Annotated in this window: 14 protein-coding genes, 5 tRNA genes and 1 pseudogene; 3 read left to right on the top strand and 17 right to left on the bottom strand. The window is 42.7% G+C overall.

The annotated features are described in order from the left end of the window. Positions 1 to 12: 12 nt before the first annotated feature. From rplK to rpsU, 12 genes are all read right to left on the bottom strand, one after another. Positions 13 to 456, bottom strand: coding sequence for a 50S ribosomal protein L11 (gene rplK / locus N5O98_RS18105; protein WP_004296361.1), 444 nt, complete (start codon positions 454 to 456; stop codon positions 13 to 15). Between the two features lie 61 nt (positions 457 to 517). Then, the gene (gene nusG / locus N5O98_RS18100; RefSeq protein WP_004296362.1) at positions 518 to 1,060 is read right to left on the bottom strand and encodes a transcription termination/antitermination protein NusG; all 543 of its coding nucleotides are present in this window, start codon (positions 1,058 to 1,060) and stop codon (positions 518 to 520) included. A 17-nt stretch (positions 1,061 to 1,077) separates the two neighbouring features. Continuing rightward, positions 1,078 to 1,269, bottom strand: coding sequence for a preprotein translocase subunit SecE (gene secE / locus N5O98_RS18095; protein WP_004296363.1), 192 nt, complete (start codon positions 1,267 to 1,269; stop codon positions 1,078 to 1,080). Positions 1,270 to 1,283: 14 nt separating this feature from the next. Next, positions 1,284 to 1,356, bottom strand: a tRNA-Trp gene (locus N5O98_RS18090). Positions 1,357 to 1,408: 52 nt separating this feature from the next. After that, positions 1,409 to 2,593: an elongation factor Tu gene (gene tuf / locus N5O98_RS18085; RefSeq protein WP_004296364.1), complete on the bottom strand. Its 1,185-nt coding sequence runs from the start codon at positions 2,591 to 2,593 to the stop codon at positions 1,409 to 1,411. Positions 2,594 to 2,644: 51 nt separating this feature from the next. After that, positions 2,645 to 2,716, bottom strand: a tRNA-Thr gene (locus tag N5O98_RS18080). Positions 2,717 to 2,726: 10 nt separating this feature from the next. Continuing rightward, a tRNA-Gly gene (locus tag N5O98_RS18075) sits at positions 2,727 to 2,799 on the bottom strand. A gap of 28 nt (positions 2,800 to 2,827) precedes the next feature. Beyond that, positions 2,828 to 2,910: transfer RNA gene (locus N5O98_RS18070), tRNA-Tyr, on the bottom strand. An 85-nt stretch (positions 2,911 to 2,995) separates the two neighbouring features. Beyond that, positions 2,996 to 3,069, bottom strand: a tRNA-Thr gene (locus N5O98_RS18065). A 97-nt stretch (positions 3,070 to 3,166) separates the two neighbouring features. Then, positions 3,167 to 3,466 carry a ribosome hibernation-promoting factor, HPF/YfiA family gene (gene hpf, locus N5O98_RS18060; RefSeq protein WP_022200170.1) on the bottom strand — a complete coding sequence of 100 codons (300 nt, stop codon included), beginning with the start codon at positions 3,464 to 3,466 and terminating at the stop codon, positions 3,167 to 3,169. A gap of 16 nt (positions 3,467 to 3,482) precedes the next feature. Continuing rightward, positions 3,483 to 4,364 carry a tyrosine recombinase XerC gene (gene xerC, locus N5O98_RS18055; protein WP_074707590.1) on the bottom strand — a complete coding sequence of 294 codons (882 nt, stop codon included), beginning with the start codon at positions 4,362 to 4,364 and terminating at the stop codon, positions 3,483 to 3,485. 73 nt (positions 4,365 to 4,437) lie between these two features. Further along, on the bottom strand, positions 4,438 to 4,629 hold the full coding sequence (gene rpsU / locus N5O98_RS18050) for a 30S ribosomal protein S21 (RefSeq protein WP_002558090.1): 192 nt from the start codon (positions 4,627 to 4,629) through the stop codon (positions 4,438 to 4,440). A 187-nt stretch (positions 4,630 to 4,816) separates the two neighbouring features. Between rpsU and N5O98_RS18045 the strand changes: the two genes are divergently transcribed. Beyond that, positions 4,817 to 6,598 (top strand): aminopeptidase P family protein, encoded by a 1,782-nt coding sequence (locus N5O98_RS18045; RefSeq protein ID WP_118161469.1) that lies wholly within the window; start codon positions 4,817 to 4,819, stop codon positions 6,596 to 6,598. Between the two features lie 148 nt (positions 6,599 to 6,746). After that, entirely contained in the window at positions 6,747 to 7,268 is a 522-nt protein-coding gene (locus tag N5O98_RS18040) for a gamma carbonic anhydrase family protein (protein ID WP_004313451.1), read from the top strand. Positions 7,269 to 7,410: 142 nt separating this feature from the next. Here N5O98_RS18040 and N5O98_RS18035 read toward each other — a convergent pair whose 3' ends face one another. Beyond that, entirely contained in the window at positions 7,411 to 8,634 is a 1,224-nt protein-coding gene (locus tag N5O98_RS18035) for a 3-deoxy-D-manno-octulosonic acid transferase (RefSeq protein ID WP_004313450.1), read from the bottom strand. Between the two features lie 13 nt (positions 8,635 to 8,647). Further along, positions 8,648 to 10,165, bottom strand: a complete 1,518-nt coding sequence (gene gltX / locus N5O98_RS18030; protein ID WP_022199846.1) for a glutamate--tRNA ligase — start codon at positions 10,163 to 10,165, stop codon at positions 8,648 to 8,650. 94 nt (positions 10,166 to 10,259) lie between these two features. On the opposite strand from gltX, the gene N5O98_RS18025 reads away from it, so the two are divergent. Beyond that, complete coding sequence (locus N5O98_RS18025) at positions 10,260 to 12,332, top strand: HD family phosphohydrolase (protein WP_004296374.1); 2,073 nt, start codon at positions 10,260 to 10,262, stop codon at positions 12,330 to 12,332. Here N5O98_RS18025 and N5O98_RS18020 read toward each other — a convergent pair. The 3 genes and pseudogenes from N5O98_RS18020 to priA all read right to left on the bottom strand — a co-directional run bounded on the left by N5O98_RS18020 (position 12,307) and on the right by priA (position 17,094). Continuing rightward, positions 12,307 to 12,777, bottom strand: a complete 471-nt coding sequence (locus N5O98_RS18020; protein WP_004296375.1) for a low molecular weight protein-tyrosine-phosphatase — start codon at positions 12,775 to 12,777, stop codon at positions 12,307 to 12,309. The genes N5O98_RS18025 and N5O98_RS18020 overlap by 26 nt on opposite strands. 17 nt (positions 12,778 to 12,794) lie before the next feature. After that, a pseudogene (locus N5O98_RS18015) lies at positions 12,795 to 14,586 on the bottom strand (glycoside hydrolase domain-containing protein). Between the two features lie 51 nt (positions 14,587 to 14,637). After that, positions 14,638 to 17,094 (bottom strand): replication restart helicase PriA, encoded by a 2,457-nt coding sequence (gene priA, locus N5O98_RS18010; RefSeq protein ID WP_004310903.1) that lies wholly within the window; start codon positions 17,092 to 17,094, stop codon positions 14,638 to 14,640. Positions 17,095 to 17,227: the final 133 nt, after the last annotated feature.

The following is a 17,227-nucleotide window of genomic DNA, read 5'->3' as shown; positions in this document are numbered from 1 at the left end:
AATTGAAGTTTATTAATTATTAACCGGGAACTCCCCTTTTACAGCGATACCCATACTTCTAGCTGTACCTGCAACCATTCTCATGGCAGCTTCCACAGTAAAACAGTTTAAGTCAACCATTTTGTCCTGAGCAATCGTACGAACCTGTTCCCAAGTAAGCTCGGCAACTTTCTTACGGTTAGGCTCAGCAGAACCACTCTTTACCTTAGCTACTTCAAGTAATTGAATAGCAACGGGAGGAGTCTTGATTACAAAATCGAAAGACTTATCTGCGTAGTAAGTAATGATAACAGGTAAAATCTTACCTGCTTTGTCTTGGGTTCTGGCATTGAATTGCTTGCAAAATTCCATGATATTGATACCCTTAGAACCCAAAGCAGGTCCAACGGGAGGTGATGGATTTGCAGCGCCTCCTTTAATCTGTAACTTGATTAGTCCAGCAACTTCTTTAGCCATTTTTTTATTGATTTATATATAAACATTAAACGAAGAACAACAACAGCGTAACAATTCCGTGTTATTCCTTTTCCACTTGCATAAAGCCCAATTCAAGCGGCGTTTTGCGCCCGAATATCTTCACCATGACCTTTAGTTTCTTTTTTTCACTATTCACTTCTTCAATGATGCCACTGAATCCGCTGAAAGGTCCAAAAGTAACTTTTACAGTTTCTCCCACTACGTACGGAATATTGAGTTCTTCACCCGTTTCCTGCAGTTCGTCCACTGTACCAAGTATACGATTCACTTCTGATTGTCTGAGAGGCACCGGTTTTTCGGAGCCGCCTAAAAAGCCTATCACATTCGGAGTATTGCGCAGGTGATGAGCGACCTCACCAACCAAAGCAGCCTCCACTAAAACGTAGCCAGGAAGATAACTTCTTTCCTTCACAATTTTTTTACCATTGCGAACCTGGTAAACTTTTTCAGTAGGAATCAATACCTGAGATACATATTCACCAAGGTCGCTGTTCTTAAGATCAGCTTCAAGATATTCCTTTACCTTAGCTTCTTTACCGCTAATAGCACGTAGAACGTACCATTTCTTTTCAATCTCAGCCATTTTCAATTCCTAATTTTTTAATGTGGATAAACGATTTTTTCCATGAAGTTCTGGAAACAGACATCCATACCCCATACTACCAATGCAATAAGCAGGGAAGCATATAAAACAACTACTGCACTGTTAGCAAGTTCAGAATACGTAGGCCACGATACTTTATGTACAAGTTCGTCGTAAGATTCTTTAATATAAGCTATTACCTTTTTCATTTCAATAATATTAGCACGGGAGGAGAGGCTCGAACTCCCGACACCCGGTTTTGGAGACCGGTGCTCTACCAACTGAGCTACTCCCGTGTGTACATAATCAGTTCCCGATGAAAACCGGGAACTGATTAATTATTGTGTATTAGTCGATAATTTCAGTAATCTGACCAGCACCTACCGTGCGTCCACCTTCGCGGATAGCGAAACGAAGGCCCGGGTTCAATGCTACTGGGTAAATCAACTCAACTGTAATAGTTACGTTATCACCCGGCATTACCATTTCTGTTCCTTCCGGCAAAGTGATTTCACCTGTACAGTCCATAGTACGCAAGTAGAACTGAGGACGGTATTTGTTGTGGAACGGAGTGTGACGACCACCTTCTTCTTTCTTCAAGATATAAACCTCAGCTTTGAATTTAGAGTGCGGTTTAATCTGACCAGGTTTACAAAGAACCATACCACGTTTGATTTCGTTCTTGTCAATACCACGAAGCAAAAGACCTACGTTGTCACCAGCTTCACCTTGATCCAACAGTTTACGGAACATTTCAACACCAGTTACAACTGATTTCTTATCTTCACCTAAACCAAGAATTTCGACTTCATCACCAACGTGGATGACACCTGTTTCGATACGACCTGTTGCTACAGTACCACGACCTGTGATAGAGAACACGTCTTCAACCGGCATCAAGAATGGTTTATCAACATCGCGCGGAGGCAGTGGAATCCAGTTATCAACTGCATCCATCAGCTCCATAACTTTGTCTTCCCATTTTTCAACACCGTTCAATGCGCCAAGAGCAGAACCACGGATGATAGGAGTATTGTCACCATCGAAATCATAGAATGAAAGGAGTTCTCTCATTTCCATTTCAACGAGTTCCAACATTTCTTCGTCGTCTACCATATCGCATTTGTTCAAGAATACAACCAGACGAGGTACGTTTACCTGACGAGCCAACAGAATGTGTTCGCGAGTTTGAGGCATCGGACCATCAGTTGCAGCACAAACGATGATAGCACCGTCCATCTGAGCAGCACCAGTAACCATGTTCTTTACGTAGTCGGCGTGACCCGGGCAGTCTACGTGTGCATAGTGACGGTTAGCTGTTTGATATTCAACGTGAGAAGTATTGATAGTAATACCTCTTTCTTTTTCTTCAGGAGCGTTGTCGATAGAATCGAAAGAACGCAATTCTGAAAGACCTTTTTTTGCCAACACTGTAGTGATAGCAGCTGTCAACGTTGTCTTACCGTGGTCTACGTGACCGATTGTACCAATGTTTACATGCGGTTTGGTACGTTCAAATTTCTCTTTAGCCATAGCTTTACTTGTTATTTATTTGATTAATAATCAGCATTTACATCCTTTATGAGCTGTTACCGGGACTTGAACCCGGGACCTCTTCCTTACCAAGGAAGTGCTCTACCACTGAGCTATAACAGCAAGAAAAGAGAGCGGAAGACGGGGCTCAAACCCGCGACCCTCAGCTTGGAAGGCTAATGCTCTATCAACTGAGCTACTTCCGCATTCTTGCCAAAGTTGTCACTCTGATTGTGGGCAAAGATGGATTCGAACCACCGAAGGCGTAAGCCAGCAGATTTACAGTCTGCCCCATTTGGCCACTCTGGTATTTGCCCTTTTCAAAATCAAGAAATAAAAGAACTATTTTCAAACAATATGATAAAGACAGATGTTCTATCTTTGTTCTTCGGTTTCTTTTTGAGCCTCTTGTCGGATTCGAACCAACGACCCCGAGATTACAAATCACGTGCTCTGGCCAACTGAGCTAAAGAGGCAAACTTACTAAAAAATGCAACCGTCACGTTCTAACGCGAGCGAAACGGCTGCAAATTTAGTTATTTATTTCTTTCCCGCAAAATATTTGGGATTTTTTTATTTGCTACGTTGCTTTTCCTTGTATTTAACCAGCTGTTTTCCGAGTGCTTCCACATCTAAATCAATTGCTTCTTCAAATGTATCGCATACTTTGCTTGCATAAAACTCTCCATTTGGGATCAATATTTTAATGCCCGCTTCCTTGTTTTCAGCAACTTCTGGTTTAACTATCTTTAATGACACCTCTACTTTCTTTATATCTTCGTAATATTTTTCCAACTTGGACACTTTCTTCTGAATAAATGCCTGCAATTGCTCTGACGCATCAAAGTGAATTGATTGAATTCTAACATCCATACTTACCTCCTTTTTTTTAAGCTCTTGGATGAGCTTGTTTATACACTTTTTTAAGTTCTTCAAATGTGGCATGTGTGTAGATCTCGGTAGTTGTTATACTCTCGTGACCCAAAAGTTCTTTTACCGCCCCCAGCTCTGCTTCATTATTCAGCATTGTGGTAGCAAAAGTATGCCTCAACACGTGAGGACTCTTTTTCTTCAACGTCGCCACCTTTGACAGGTTCCGTTTCACTAAATTATAGACTAGATTCTTGTAAAGCCGTTCACCATTCTCTCTAATAAAGAAAGCTTCCGACCTTTCCGGAATCGTTTCGTTTCTTACATTAATATATTCAAGCATCAGCTCCTGCAGTTCGTCACCGAACGGAATCAGCCGTTGCTTGTTTCTTTTCCCGGTCACTTTCAGAAGAGAAGCCGAAAAATCCACATCCTTATTATCCAGACCTATCAATTCCGAAAGTCTCATGCCGGTAGCATAAAACACTTCAATAATCAACCGATCCCGACAGCCTTTAAATCCTTCACCAAAGTCCGTTTCATCCAATAACCGATTCATTTCGTTCTCTTTTAAGAACACAGGCAACGGCTTTTTGTTTTTAGGTCCTTTTATTTTACGCAAAGGATCTATAGTCGTTTCTCCCTGCCTCAAGAGATACTTGTAAAACGTTCGGAGCGAACTTAGCTTACGATTTACAGAAGTTGAGGTATACCCTTTATCCATCAATGAAACAATCCATTCACGAATCAGTTCCGCCTCGACCTCTAACGGATTAAATTTTCCATACTCTTCCTGAGCAAACTCCTGCAGTTGCTTTATATCTTCACCGTACGCAAGAACGGTTTTTTCAGAATAGTTCCGCTCATACTGGAGATAATCAAGAAAAGATTCTATCAACATAATATCGCTACATCTAAAATCGTGCAACGAATGTATGAAAAGAATTCAATAATTCAAAGGAAATTACGAATTATTAATCTTCTACTTGCTGAAGTTGTTGTACGTAAACTGCGCGTTCTTTCTTAAGTCTTTTAGTTACAGACGGTTTATCAAACTGTTGTCTGCTTCTCAACTCTTTTACAATGCCAGTCTTTTCAAATTTTCTTTTGAACTTCTTCAGCGCTTTTTCAATGTTTTCGCCTTCTTTTACAGGTACTACAATCATTTTGTTACTATTAATATGTTATGATTAAAAAATTCTGCAGTCAAATTGCGCCGCAAAATTACACATACTTTCTTTATTCACAAAACTTTCGGCAAATATTTCTCAAAAACTATTCATAAACAAGTTATTAAATGCAGAAAGTTAGTACCTTTGAAACACTTACATGTCTATAATAATATAATAAAGTATGAAACAGAGCATAAAAGAGCGAGTGCATGCACTGCGCATGACCTTTCATCCCAATTCTATCAAAGCGTTCATTATTCCCAGCACCGACCCTCATCTTAGTGAATATGTGGCTCCCCACTGGATGTCACGGGAGTGGATTTCCGGTTTTACTGGTTCTGCCGGAACAGCGGTTATCCTGATGGATAAAGCAGGATTATGGACCGACTCACGTTATTTTCTGCAAGCTACGAAGGAATTGGAGGGCAGCGGCATTACCTTATATAAAGAGATGTTGCCGGAGACTCCCAGTATTACAGAATTTCTCTGCCAACACTTAAAACCTGGAGAATCTGTAAGTATCGACGGGAAAATGTTCTCTGTGCAACAGGTCGAACAGATGAAAGAAGAACTGGCAGCACATCAGTTACAGGTCGACATATTTGGAGATCCATTGAGTAGCATTTGGAAAGACCGGCCCGCCATGCCTGATTCTCCTGCCTTTATTTATGATATCAAATATGCAGGGAAAAGCTGTGAAGAGAAAATATCCGCCATCCGTACGGAATTGAAAAAGAAAGGTGTCTATGCTTTATTCATATCCGCGCTTGACGAGATCGCATGGACTCTCAATTTGCGAGGAAACGATGTACATTGCAATCCGGTCATAGTAAGTTACCTGTTAATCACACAGGATGAAGTGACTTATTTTATTTCACCGGAGAAAGTGACGGCAGAGGTAGAGACTTATCTAAAGGAACGGCAGATTGGGATACAGAAGTATGATGAGGTAGAGACATACCTGAATTCTTTTCCGGGAAAAAACATTCTGATTGATCCACGAAAAACGAATTATTCTATCTATTCGTCTATTAATCCGCAATGTTCTATTCTTCGTGGTGAGTCGCCCGTCGCATTATTGAAAGCGATTCGCAATGAGCAGGAGGTCGCCGGCATCCACGCTGCCATGCAACGGGATGGAGTAGCACTCGTCAAATTCCTCAAATGGCTGGAAGAATCCGTATCTACCGGAAAAGAGACAGAATTAAGTATAGATAAAAAGTTGCATGAGTTTAGGGCTGCACAGCCTCTCTACATGGGGGAAAGTTTCGACACGATTGCAGGATATAAAGAACATGGGGCAATCGTACATTATTCGGCTACCCCGGAAAGTGACGTGACTCTTCAGCCCAGAGGGTTCTTACTCTTAGATTCAGGAGCCCAATATCTGGACGGAACCACTGACATCACCCGAACCATTGCCTTAGGCGAACTTACAGAGGAAGAAAAAACGGATTATACCCTTATATTAAAAGGACACATCGCGTTGGCTATGGCCAAATTCCCTACCGGAACCCGTGGAGCCCAGCTCGATGTACTAGCCCGTATGCCTATCTGGAACCACAGAATGAATTTTCTTCATGGCACAGGACATGGCGTCGGACATTTCCTGAGTGTACACGAAGGCCCGCAAAGCATTCGTATGAATGAGAATCCTGTCATTTTGCAGCCCGGCATGGTTACTTCCAATGAGCCTGGTGTTTATAAAGCAGGCAGTCACGGGATACGTACGGAGAACCTGACGTTGGTTTGCAAAGATGGAGAGGGAATGTTTGGAGAATATCTTAAGTTTGAAACTATCACTTTATGCCCAATCTGCAAAAAAGGGATCATCAAGGAGATGCTGACAAATGAAGAAATTGAATGGTTAAACAATTACCATCAGACTGTCTACGAGAAGTTGTCACCGGATCTTAACGAAGAAGAAAAAGTTTGGTTACAAGAGGCGACTGCTTCCCTTTAAACAGAACTTGTCTGACACCCGGGTGTCAAGCATACTGAGACCCGGGTGTCAGACTATCCAAGACCCGGGTCTCAGCCATCACGACACCCGGGTGTCGTACAACATAGAACTGCATTAAATAAAAAACTTTATTAGAAACAAATATTATATGGCTTTAATTAAATCAGTACGGGGTTTTACTCCCGAAATCGGAGAAAACTGCTTCCTCGCAGATAATGCAACTATTATAGGAGATGTAAAAATAGGAAATGATTGTAGCATTTGGTTTAATACGGTATTAAGAGGTGACGTCAACTCCATACGAATCGGCAATGGTGTCAACATTCAGGATGGAAGTGTCTTGCATACGTTATATCAGAAATCGACTATTGAAATTGGCGATCACGTATCCGTTGGGCATAATGTCACCATTCATGGGGCGACCATCAAAGATTATGCATTGGTAGGGATGGGGTCAACCGTCCTGGATCACGTCGTAGTTGGCGAAGGAGCAATCGTTGCCGCCGGTTCGCTGGTATTAAGCAATACCATCATTGAGCCGGGAAGCATTTGGGGAGGGGTACCCGCGAAATTCATTAAAAAGGTAGATCCTGAACAAGCCAAAGAACTGAATCAGAAGATTGCTCACAATTATTTGATGTATTCGCAATGGTATAAGGAAGATAAATAGCAGACTCTAACAAGTTAATAAAAACAGCGGGACATTCTAATGAAAGAACATCCCGCTGTTTTTATAAGATTTTTTATAAAGCCGTTTTTTTACAAAAAGCGAATTCATTGGATTCACCTCTTTTCGACACTATTTCCTCTAATCAAAAATTAATCATGTGCATAATCTTTTCTGTAGCTCCGGCATTACTAGTCACATAATAACCTGCATTTGTTCCGGTTTCACGCAAGAACAATTCATCTGCCAGGAAACGATCCAGCAAAGTTTTCAGTTCATCATAATCTTTGATGGAATAAGCGCCTTTTGCTTCGATCAATTGAACGGCTTCCATAAATTTCTGATACTTCGGTCCGAAAATCACCGGAATACCATATACAGCCGCTTCCAATGTGTTATGAATACCGACTCCGAAACCTCCACCGATATAAGCTATTTCGCCATAACGGTAAATAGAGGACAGCAGTCCGAAGCAGTCTATAATAAGGCAATCCGCTTTCAATACATTCCTTTCGTCGGCACGAGTATAGCGCACATACGGACGTTTCAATTTACTGATGATTTCAACCAAGTGATTCTCGTCGATCACATGCGGAGCAATAATCAGTTTCATTTCCGGATGGTTATTGAAATATTCGAGGAATAAATCTTCGTCAGGTCCCCATGAGCTTCCGGCAACAAAAGTAAAGGAATTGGTTCCTTTAAATTTCTCTACCAACGGGAGTTCTTTAGCCTCTTCACGGATTTGCAACACGCGGTCAAAACGGGTATCTCCCACTACTGTCACACGGCTGATACCGATTTTCGACAAGTAACGTTTGGATGCCTCATTCTGAACAAACAGATGATCGAAATCTTTCAATACATTGCGATAAGTTCCACCGTACCATTTAAAGAATATTTGTTCGCGACGGAAGATAGACGATACACTATATACCGGAATACGGCGTTTGTGAAGCTCATCCAGATAATTCTTCCAAAACTCATATTTGATAAAGAACGCCATGCAAGGATTTGCAATATCCAGGAACTTTTTCACATTCCGCGGTTTATCAAACGGCAGATAGCAGACAATATCCGCCCCCCGGTAATGCTTACGCACCTCGTAACCGGAAGGAGAGAAAAATGTCAGCAATATCTTATAGTTAGGATACTTCGCACGAATCATTTCTATCAGAGGACGCCCTTGTTCAAACTCTCCCAGTGAAGCAGCATGAAACCAAATATACTGTTCCCCTTTCTCCACTTGCTGCCGCAGGAGTTCATACACTACCCAATGCCCTTTCATCATCTTTCGGGGCTTACGGCTAAACGGAGCAGCCAAATGGACGATAAAGTCATAAATGACTATTGCCAGGTCGTAAAGCATAGTACTGTGTCGATTACTTCAAAACCTCTACCGCACGTTTCATGCGAGCTATCGTCTCTTCTTTGCCCAATACCCAGGAAATATCGAACATGTGCGGGCCTTTTCCTTCACCCACTAATGTCAGACGGAAAGCATTCATGATATTACCTGTATGATAACCTTTCTCCGCAATCCAGTCCATAACGACTTTTTCCTGTCCTTCAATACTAAAGTCTTCAATGCCGGCAATCACTTCTGCCAATTCGGTCATACATTTTGCAGAATCTTCTTTCCAACGTTTCTTCACCGTCTTTTCATCATATTCGGTAGGAGCAACGAAGAAGAAGCTACATACGTCCCACAGTTCTTTAATGAAACTTACCCGATCTTTCATCATGCCAACTACAGTCACCACCTTTTCGAAAGGAGCTTCTACACCATGTTCTTTCAGGAAAGGCAAGAACAGTTCCGCTATTTCTTCGTTAGGTTTCTGCTGTATATATTGATGGTTGAACCATATTCCCTTTTTATAGTCGAACTTGGCACCCGACTTGCTGCAACGGTGAAGATCAAACAATTTAATCAATTCGTCCATTGACATCACTTCCTGGTCATTGCCCGGATTCCATCCCAACAAAGCCAAGAAATTAATCACTGCTTCCGGCAGATACCCCGATTCACGATAACCTGAAGAGATTTCTCCCGATTTCGGATCGTGCCATTCCAACGGGAATACAGGGAATCCGAGACGGTCACCGTCACGTTTACTTAATTTTCCATTGCCTTCCGGTTTCAATAACAAAGGCAGGTGAGCAAATTCCGGCATCGTATCTTCCCAACCGAAAGCACGGTACAACAACACATGCAAAGGAGCGGAAGGCAACCATTCTTCACCACGAATCACGTGGGAAACTTCCATCAAATGGTCATCCACGATATTTGCCAAATGGTAAGTAGGCAGTTCGTCAGCCGATTTATAAAGCACTTTGTCATCCAGAATAGATGAGTTGATTACTACTTCGCCACGAATCAGGTCATTTACATGTATATCTTCATTCGGTTCGATTTTGAAACGAACAACATATTGTTTGCCTTCAGCAATCAGTGCATCCACTTCTTCTTTCGGCATAGTTAATGAATTGCGCATCATACCACGGGTAGATGCATCATATTGGAAGTTAGCAATTTCAGCACGCTTAGCGTCCAGCTCCTCCGGAGTATCAAAAGCGATGTAAGCTTTTCCATTTTCCAGCAAAATCTGCACATATTTCTTGTAGATTTCGCGGCGCTCCGACTGACGGTATGGACCCTGTTCACCACCGAAGCTCACTCCCTCGTCAAAGTGGATACCTAACCACTTAAAAGATTCGAGTATATACTCTTCCGCTCCCGGAACGAACCGGTTAGAGTCAGTGTCTTCAATACGAAATATCAAGTCTCCGCCGTGTTGACGTGCAAATAGATAATTATACAAAGCTGTACGCACACCACCGATGTGCAATGCTCCCGTAGGACTTGGAGCAAAACGAACTCTTACTTTTCTTTCTGCCATAATTTGGGTTAGTATAGGTAAATCGTGGCAAAATTAAACCTTTTTTTCCACACTATTGTTTTTTTTTGTACTTTTCGCAAAAATTTCAGTGGATATGGAACATTTGAAGAAGAAAAAAAGATTTTCATGGAGAGATTTACTATATAAATCACTGCTGTTTGTAGGCACTGTGGCGCTGATTGTTTATTTCCTGCCACGTGACGGAAAATTCAATTACCAGTTCGACATCAACAAGCCCTGGAAATACGGACAGTTGATCGCTACTTTCGACTTTCCTATTTATAAAGAGGATGCAGTGGTAAAAAGGGAACAAGATAGCCTGATGGCTTTCTTCCAACCTTATTATCAACTGGATAAAAATATAGAAAAAGACGCAATCGCCAAGCTGAAAGAGAATTACCATACGAATCTGAAAGGTATTCTCCCTTCCATCGATTATTTGCGGTACATTGAGCGCACTTTAAAAGAAATCTATCAGGCAGGCATCGTTTCGACAGAGAATATACAGCTGCTTCACAAAGACAGCACTTCATCTGTCATGGTGATTGATGACAAACTGGCTAATCCACAGGCTACCGAGAATCTTTACACGGTAAAAAAAGCCTATGAGCACTTGCTGTCAGCAGACTCTACTCATTTCAACCGGGAAATTTTAAGGCAATGCTCCCTGAACGAATACATCACCCCCAACCTTACCTTTGACGAGGAACGTACCCAGGCTGCCAAAGAAGAAATCCTGAACAACTATTCCTGGGCAAACGGATTAGTAGTCAGCGGGCAAAAGATTATCGACCGGGGGGAAATCGTCAGCCCGCATACCTATAATATCCTGGAGTCATTACGCAAAGAATCCATCAAACGGAATGAGTCCATGGGACAGAACCGTCTGATTCTCGGCGGACAGATTCTGTTTGTAGGAATGCTGATGCTTTGTTTTATGCTTTATCTCGACCTGTTCCGAAAAGACTACTATCAACGAAAAGGCAGTCTGTCATTGCTATTCACGTTGATTGTATTTTACAGTGTCATAACCGCTTTTATGGTAACACATAATCTATTTAATGTGTATATCATCCCGTACGCGATGCTACCCATTATCATCCGTGTTTTTCTTGATTCGAGGACTGCTTTCCTGACGCATGTCATCACTATATTGATATGCTCCATATCCCTACGCTTTCCGCATGAATTCATTCTGACACAGTTGGCAGCAGGATTGGTGGCGATATTCAGTCTAAGAGAGCTATCGCAAAGGTCCCAACTTTTCCGGACGGCTTTATTGGTTATACTGACTTATGCAGCCATTTACTTCGCCTTCGAATTGATGACAGAGAACGGTCTTTCCACCGACTTCTCGAAGTTGAACATACGAATGTACACTTACTTCATCATCAATGGAATTCTGTTATTATTCACCTATCCTTTACTCTTTTTATTGGAAAAGACTTTCGGATTTACTTCCAATGTAACGTTGGTAGAACTTTCGAATATCAATAATGACCTTTTGCGGCAAATGTCCGAGACGGTTCCGGGCACCTTCCAACATTCCATGCAAGTGGCCAATCTTGCTGCAGAAGCAGCCATCCGTATTGGAGCTAAAAGCCAGTTAGTACGTACAGGAGCTTTGTATCATGATATTGGTAAGATGGAAAACCCTGCTTTTTTCACAGAAAATCAGTCAGGAGGAGTTAACCCGCATAAGAACCTGAATTACGAACAAAGTGCGCAGGTCGTCATCAGTCATGTGACGGATGGATTGAAGTTAGCCGATAAACACAATCTGCCTAAAGCCATCAAGGACTTTATCAGCACGCATCATGGACGGGGGAAAACAAAATATTTCTATATTTCCTGGAAGAACGAGCATCCGGACGAAGAGCCGAATGAAGAACTGTTCACCTATCCCGGCCCGAATCCGTTCACCAAAGAACAGGCTATCCTGATGATGGCGGATGCCGTAGAAGCTGCCTCACGCAGTCTTCCGGAATATACAGAAGAAACAATCAGCAACCTGGTCGATAAGATTATCGATTCCCAGGTCACTGAAGGTTACTTTAAAGAATGTCCTATCACTTTCAAGGATATAGCAACAGTGAAAGCTGTGTTCAAAGAAAAACTAAAGATTGCTTATCACACCCGGATCAGTTATCCTGAGTTAAAGAAGTAAGCAAACCTGCGCAAGCATCTTCAAGAACATCAAGTACATATTCAAACCCCTCGGCCCCTCCATAATAGGGGTCGGGTACATGATCTGCAGGAATACGGGTGCAATACTCCGTCATGCGATGAATCTTCTTCCATTCTTCGGGAGAAGGAGCTTTGTCTTTCAAGTCATCTATGTTCCGGTCGTCCATACCGATAATCAGATCAAAATTATAAAAATCTTCCGTACGGACGGGGCGAGAACGATGCACCAATTGATAACCGCGACGGGCTGCATGAGCACGCATCCGGCTATCCGGCAATTCCCCCTGATGATAAGACAGGATTCCGGCAGAATCTATCACAAATTCTTTTTCCAGTCCCGCTTCTTCTATTAAATGAAGCATTACGCCTTCAGCCGTAGAGCTACGGCAGATATTTCCTAAACAGACAAATAATATTTTCTTCATATATACATGATTGTTTCTCAAAAAGAGTTCAGTATCTGATTGGCCCGGTTCACGGTTATTGCGGCCGGGATTTCCGGCATACTACCCAAATTGAACGGAGCAAGCATTTTTTCTATCTTCTTTAATCCGGCCTTATTTCCTTTTTTCTCAAATTCCTGACGAAGGATATTGATCTTCTCATGCGCCTGTATTCCTTCAATCAAACGCTCGAAACGAATACAGCTACGAGCTCCCGGATATACAAGGTAAGTATCTCCGCCTGCCCAACTACGGAAACGGGAATCGAGCAGCGGTTCCAATGGCCAGCTGTTATATGCCCAACGCAGATAACCATCCAGATGTTTCTTAGATGAATAATAACTCATCCAGGCTGCTTCTGCAGGATCAGAGAAAGTAAACGTGTTGGGATGGGCTTCCGTACAGCAGGTATAATAATTAGTACGCTTGTTCTCGGCAACACGACGCAGACGCACTTCTTCCGGGAAGTTCTGTCCGATAACAATACAATAATCATATAGATCGGGCTCAATTTCTTCATGATAGTTCCCGGCCAACGATACTTTAAAATCCGGATCAGCTTTACGAATCACTTTCAACGTCTTCTGCATCACTTCCATCGGACGTTCGTCCATTGCAATAGCACAAATATCAAACCATCCTTTTTCTTTCAGATGCTTGGAGAAAGAGGCAAGCATCGCTCCCCACATTTCTTCATAAGCCGCATCACCCGGTGCAGTTTTCACGAATTGCAGAGAGTTGGTTGCCTGATCGTAGTATTGGAATGACAATTCCCATGGAACCATTGAGTAACAATTAATCTGTTTATCAATGCCTACACTCATCATAAATTCCACCCAACGGTCGAAGATAGTATAATCAAAAGCCCATGTTCCATCTGCCCGTTTCATCCAGGTGACCATTGTATCAAAATAATCTTCTGTCTGACCATTCCAGGGTTTATGTGTCAAAGTAGCCGTGATAATCTTCTGTCCGGCATCTGCCAACATTTTCATCAAAGGACGCATAGCGTCAAAATGCTCCTGGCTCCATAAAGGAACCTGATAATAACGTGCCACTGCATAAGGACTTTGCCATAAATCCAAGTGATAAGCCCATTCCGAAGGTTGAGGAAGTTCACGGGAAGAAACGGTAATTTCGAGATTCAGGCGTTGCAATAAACGCGAGCCGTCATTGATTAACAACTCCCCTTGATAAGGGAGTAGCCGATTGAGGAATCCAGCACTGCACCCAAACCGGTTGAACAGTGTGAGCGGGCAAAGCCATCGTTTTCAGGTTGGTATCAATAGGATCGGCCACCAATAATGAATCATAATCTATGGACTTCCGGTGTCCGCAGGCACCTCTCCCATCCTTATTCAATTCATCCGTCATCACATAACGGACAAAACCACCTGTAAATGCATCTTTGGGAAGAACATTTCCCTTTTTGTCTTTAAAATCACCAAAGCTGAAATTCAGGTCTTTCAGTTCTACGCCTGTCCACACAACAGCTTGCGCGTTCACACGTTCGCCACGCCAGCCTTTCAGGGAAACAGTCTGTTGTTTCTTCAACTGCGGGAGTTGATGTTTCGCATACCGGGTATCTGTTGTACCCCAAGAGACTTGAGTGGAAGTCACCGCTGCCCACTCTTTATCAGAAGGTGCAGTAGGATCAGGCAACTCCTGATAAGTCAGTAAAGGGAACTTCGGTTGTCCTGTCGGAACACCACATTGAGTTACTCCCTGCTGGGCAAAAACTGCACCCACGCTAAAGAGACAAGTCAGAGAAAAAATAGTAAGTCGTTTCATGGTTAGTTAATTAAATGATTAAAGGTTATTATATGGGGGAAAATTATTAAATCACATAGGGTCTACATCATAATACACAATCAAAGATTTATAGCGTTCGTCCGCCAACATCTCGCGCTGGATACGTAACAACAATTCCCGTGCACGTCCCATCGGGGCATTCTGCTCAATCTTGACGACGATCTTTTTGATAAACAAAGTCTGGATACGGGCAACAGGAGGTTTATCCGGACCTAATACCCGATTGCCAAATACAGCCCGCAACTTATTCGCCATCACTGCCGCCATCTGATCCAGCAACGCTTCATTATGATTTTTCAGATAAACATATACCAGCCGGTAATAGGGAGGATAATGGAACATCTGACGTTCCACCAATTGTCCGCCTACCATATCTTCATAATCATTGGCAATGACCTGATGAATGATAGGATGATCGATACTCTTGGTTTGCAATACCACCCGTCCGCGTTTGTTCTTACGTCCGGCACGTCCCGCTACTTGTGCCATCAACTGAAAAGCACGTTCATAGGAACGGAAATCAGGATAATTCAACATGGTATCAGCATTCAATATACCTACTATACTGACATGATCGAAATCCAACCCTTTTGATACCATTTGCGTACCAATCAATATGTCCGTCTTTCCCTGCTCAAAGTCTGCAATAATCTTCTCATAAGCCGAGCGGGTACGTGTAGTATCCAAGTCCATCCGGGCTACGGCAGCTTCCGGGAAAAGGATTTTGATGTCATCTTCAATCTTTTCCGTACCGAAACCACGGTTCACCAGTTCTGTTCCCTCGCAGGCAGGACAGGATTTCGGCAGTTGATACGTATAACCGCAGTAGTGACAGGTTAATTGATTAATTCCTTTATGATAGGTAAGGCTTACATCGCAATTCTTACACTTAGGCACCCAACCACAGGTACGACACTCCACCATCGGAGCAAACCCACGACGGTTCTGAAAAAGAATCACTTGTTCTTTCTGTTCCAAAGCCTCTTTCATATGTTGTATCAGAAGTGGCGAGAATTGTCCGACCATCCGCTTTTTGCGATGCAGTTCCTTGATATCCACCGGAATAATCTCCGGCAACTGGATTTCTTTATATCGTTCTTTCAGTTGTACGAAACCATATTTTCCCTCTCTTGCATTCTGCCATGACTCGATAGAGGGAGTGGCCGTACCCAACAGGGTTTTAGCTCCGTACATGGCGGCCAGTACAATAGCCGCGCTACGCGCATGATAGCGGGGAGCGGGATCTTGTTGCTTATACGTATTTTCGTGCTCTTCGTCCACAATCACCAATCCCAGATTTCGGAAAGGCAGGAAAATAGAAGAACGAACACCCAGAATAATATCATACCCGTTCTCTCCCAGTTGCTTCCGCCATATTTCAACCCGTTCGGCATCAGGGAACTTAGAATGATAGATACCCAGACGAGCACCGAAGACCCGTTGCAAACGCTCCGTGATTTGAGTGGTCAATGCAATTTCCGGCAACAAATATAACACCTGCTTTCCCTGACGAATCGCTTCTTCTATCAGATGGATATAAATTTCAGTCTTACCACTGGACGTTACCCCATGAAGCAGACAGACATTTTTCTCCTGAAAAGACTGCACGACTTCATCAAATGCACGCTGTTGAAACTCATTCAAAGGATTTAATTCGACAATCTCCTTCTCCTGCTTATCCAACCGCCCGATTTCATGGTAGTAGATTTCAAAAATCTTCTTATCCACCAATCCATTCAATACAGAAGGAGCCACATTAGTCCGCTGCAACAGTTCTTTCTTGGAGACTTCTTTCGGAGTTCCCGCTCCTAAAACGCCGGAACACTCCACATACTTCATGAGTAATGCCAACTGCTTCGGAGCACGAGACAGAATATCAAACAGGATATGAAGCCGCTTTTCATCCGCTGTACCCGCAAGCCGAACCCGTGCCTCTGTTTTAGGTTTATAAGTACGCCTCAACTCCTCCTTTACGAAAATCGCTTCTTTATCGAGCAAAGACTTGATGACCGTAAGAATATTTTTGATACCACTGTCCTTCTCCAGTTTAGTGACGCACTGTTGCGAATCTACGGCAAGTAAATCCAAAATACGTTGCTCACGTTCCGGCAATGGCGCATCCGCTTCAAAATCAGGATTATATTCAACGATCGTTTCACTCTCCAGTTTCAGGCCGGAGGGAAGTGCCGCTTTATAGACATCGCCTTGTGTACAGAGATAATAATCAGCTATCCACTCCCAAAATTTGAATTGAGCGGGTAACAGAATGGGAGAAGCATCCAGCAATGCAGATATATCTTTCACTTCGTACTCCGTTGGAGCACAATAATGAACGTTAAGGACGATAGCCGTATAAAACTTCTTCCGCCCGAAAGGAACTACCACACGGCAGCCTATCTTCACATCTTCCGCACATTCATCCGGCAAAGAGTAAGTAAAACTCTTCGGAAGCGGAAGCGGTAATATGACATCTACATACTTTTTCATTGCAGCTACAAAAATACAATAAAAAAATGGGGATTTAAAAGAAGGGAGAGAGAACACTTAAAAAGAAAACTCTACTTCATACGAGAATTGGAAGAAATATATTCGAGAGCGCAACAGGACAATCCCAAACAAA

Source organism: Bacteroides sp. LFL-34 (assembly GCF_027257075.1).
GTDB lineage: Bacteria > Bacteroidota > Bacteroidia > Bacteroidales > Bacteroidaceae > Bacteroides > Bacteroides ovatus.
This window is presented reverse-complemented; position numbering and strand designations above follow the sequence as displayed.

Coding starts and splice junctions, on each gene's coding strand:
- N5O98_RS18020 (WP_004296375.1), bottom strand. CDS start 12,777: ATGAAGAAAATATTATTTGTCTGTTTAGGAAATATCTGCCGTAGCTCT.
- nusG (WP_004296362.1), bottom strand. CDS start 1,060: ATGGCTGAGATTGAAAAGAAATGGTACGTTCTACGTGCTATTAGCGGT.
- priA (WP_004310903.1), bottom strand. CDS start 17,094: ATGAAAAAGTATGTAGATGTCATATTACCGCTTCCGCTTCCGAAGAGT.
- rplK (WP_004296361.1), bottom strand. CDS start 456: ATGGCTAAAGAAGTTGCTGGACTAATCAAGTTACAGATTAAAGGAGGC.
- rpsU (WP_002558090.1), bottom strand. CDS start 4,629: ATGATTGTAGTACCTGTAAAAGAAGGCGAAAACATTGAAAAAGCGCTG.
- hpf (WP_022200170.1), bottom strand. CDS start 3,466: ATGGATGTTAGAATTCAATCAATTCACTTTGATGCGTCAGAGCAATTG.
- N5O98_RS18040 (WP_004313451.1), top strand. CDS start 6,747: ATGGCTTTAATTAAATCAGTACGGGGTTTTACTCCCGAAATCGGAGAA.
- xerC (WP_074707590.1), bottom strand. CDS start 4,364: ATGTTGATAGAATCTTTTCTTGATTATCTCCAGTATGAGCGGAACTAT.
- secE (WP_004296363.1), bottom strand. CDS start 1,269: ATGAAAAAGGTAATAGCTTATATTAAAGAATCTTACGACGAACTTGTA.
- tuf (WP_004296364.1), bottom strand. CDS start 2,593: ATGGCTAAAGAGAAATTTGAACGTACCAAACCGCATGTAAACATTGGT.
- N5O98_RS18045 (WP_118161469.1), top strand. CDS start 4,817: ATGAAACAGAGCATAAAAGAGCGAGTGCATGCACTGCGCATGACCTTT.
- N5O98_RS18025 (WP_004296374.1), top strand. CDS start 10,260: ATGGAACATTTGAAGAAGAAAAAAAGATTTTCATGGAGAGATTTACTA.
- N5O98_RS18035 (WP_004313450.1), bottom strand. CDS start 8,634: ATGCTTTACGACCTGGCAATAGTCATTTATGACTTTATCGTCCATTTG.
- gltX (WP_022199846.1), bottom strand. CDS start 10,165: ATGGCAGAAAGAAAAGTAAGAGTTCGTTTTGCTCCAAGTCCTACGGGA.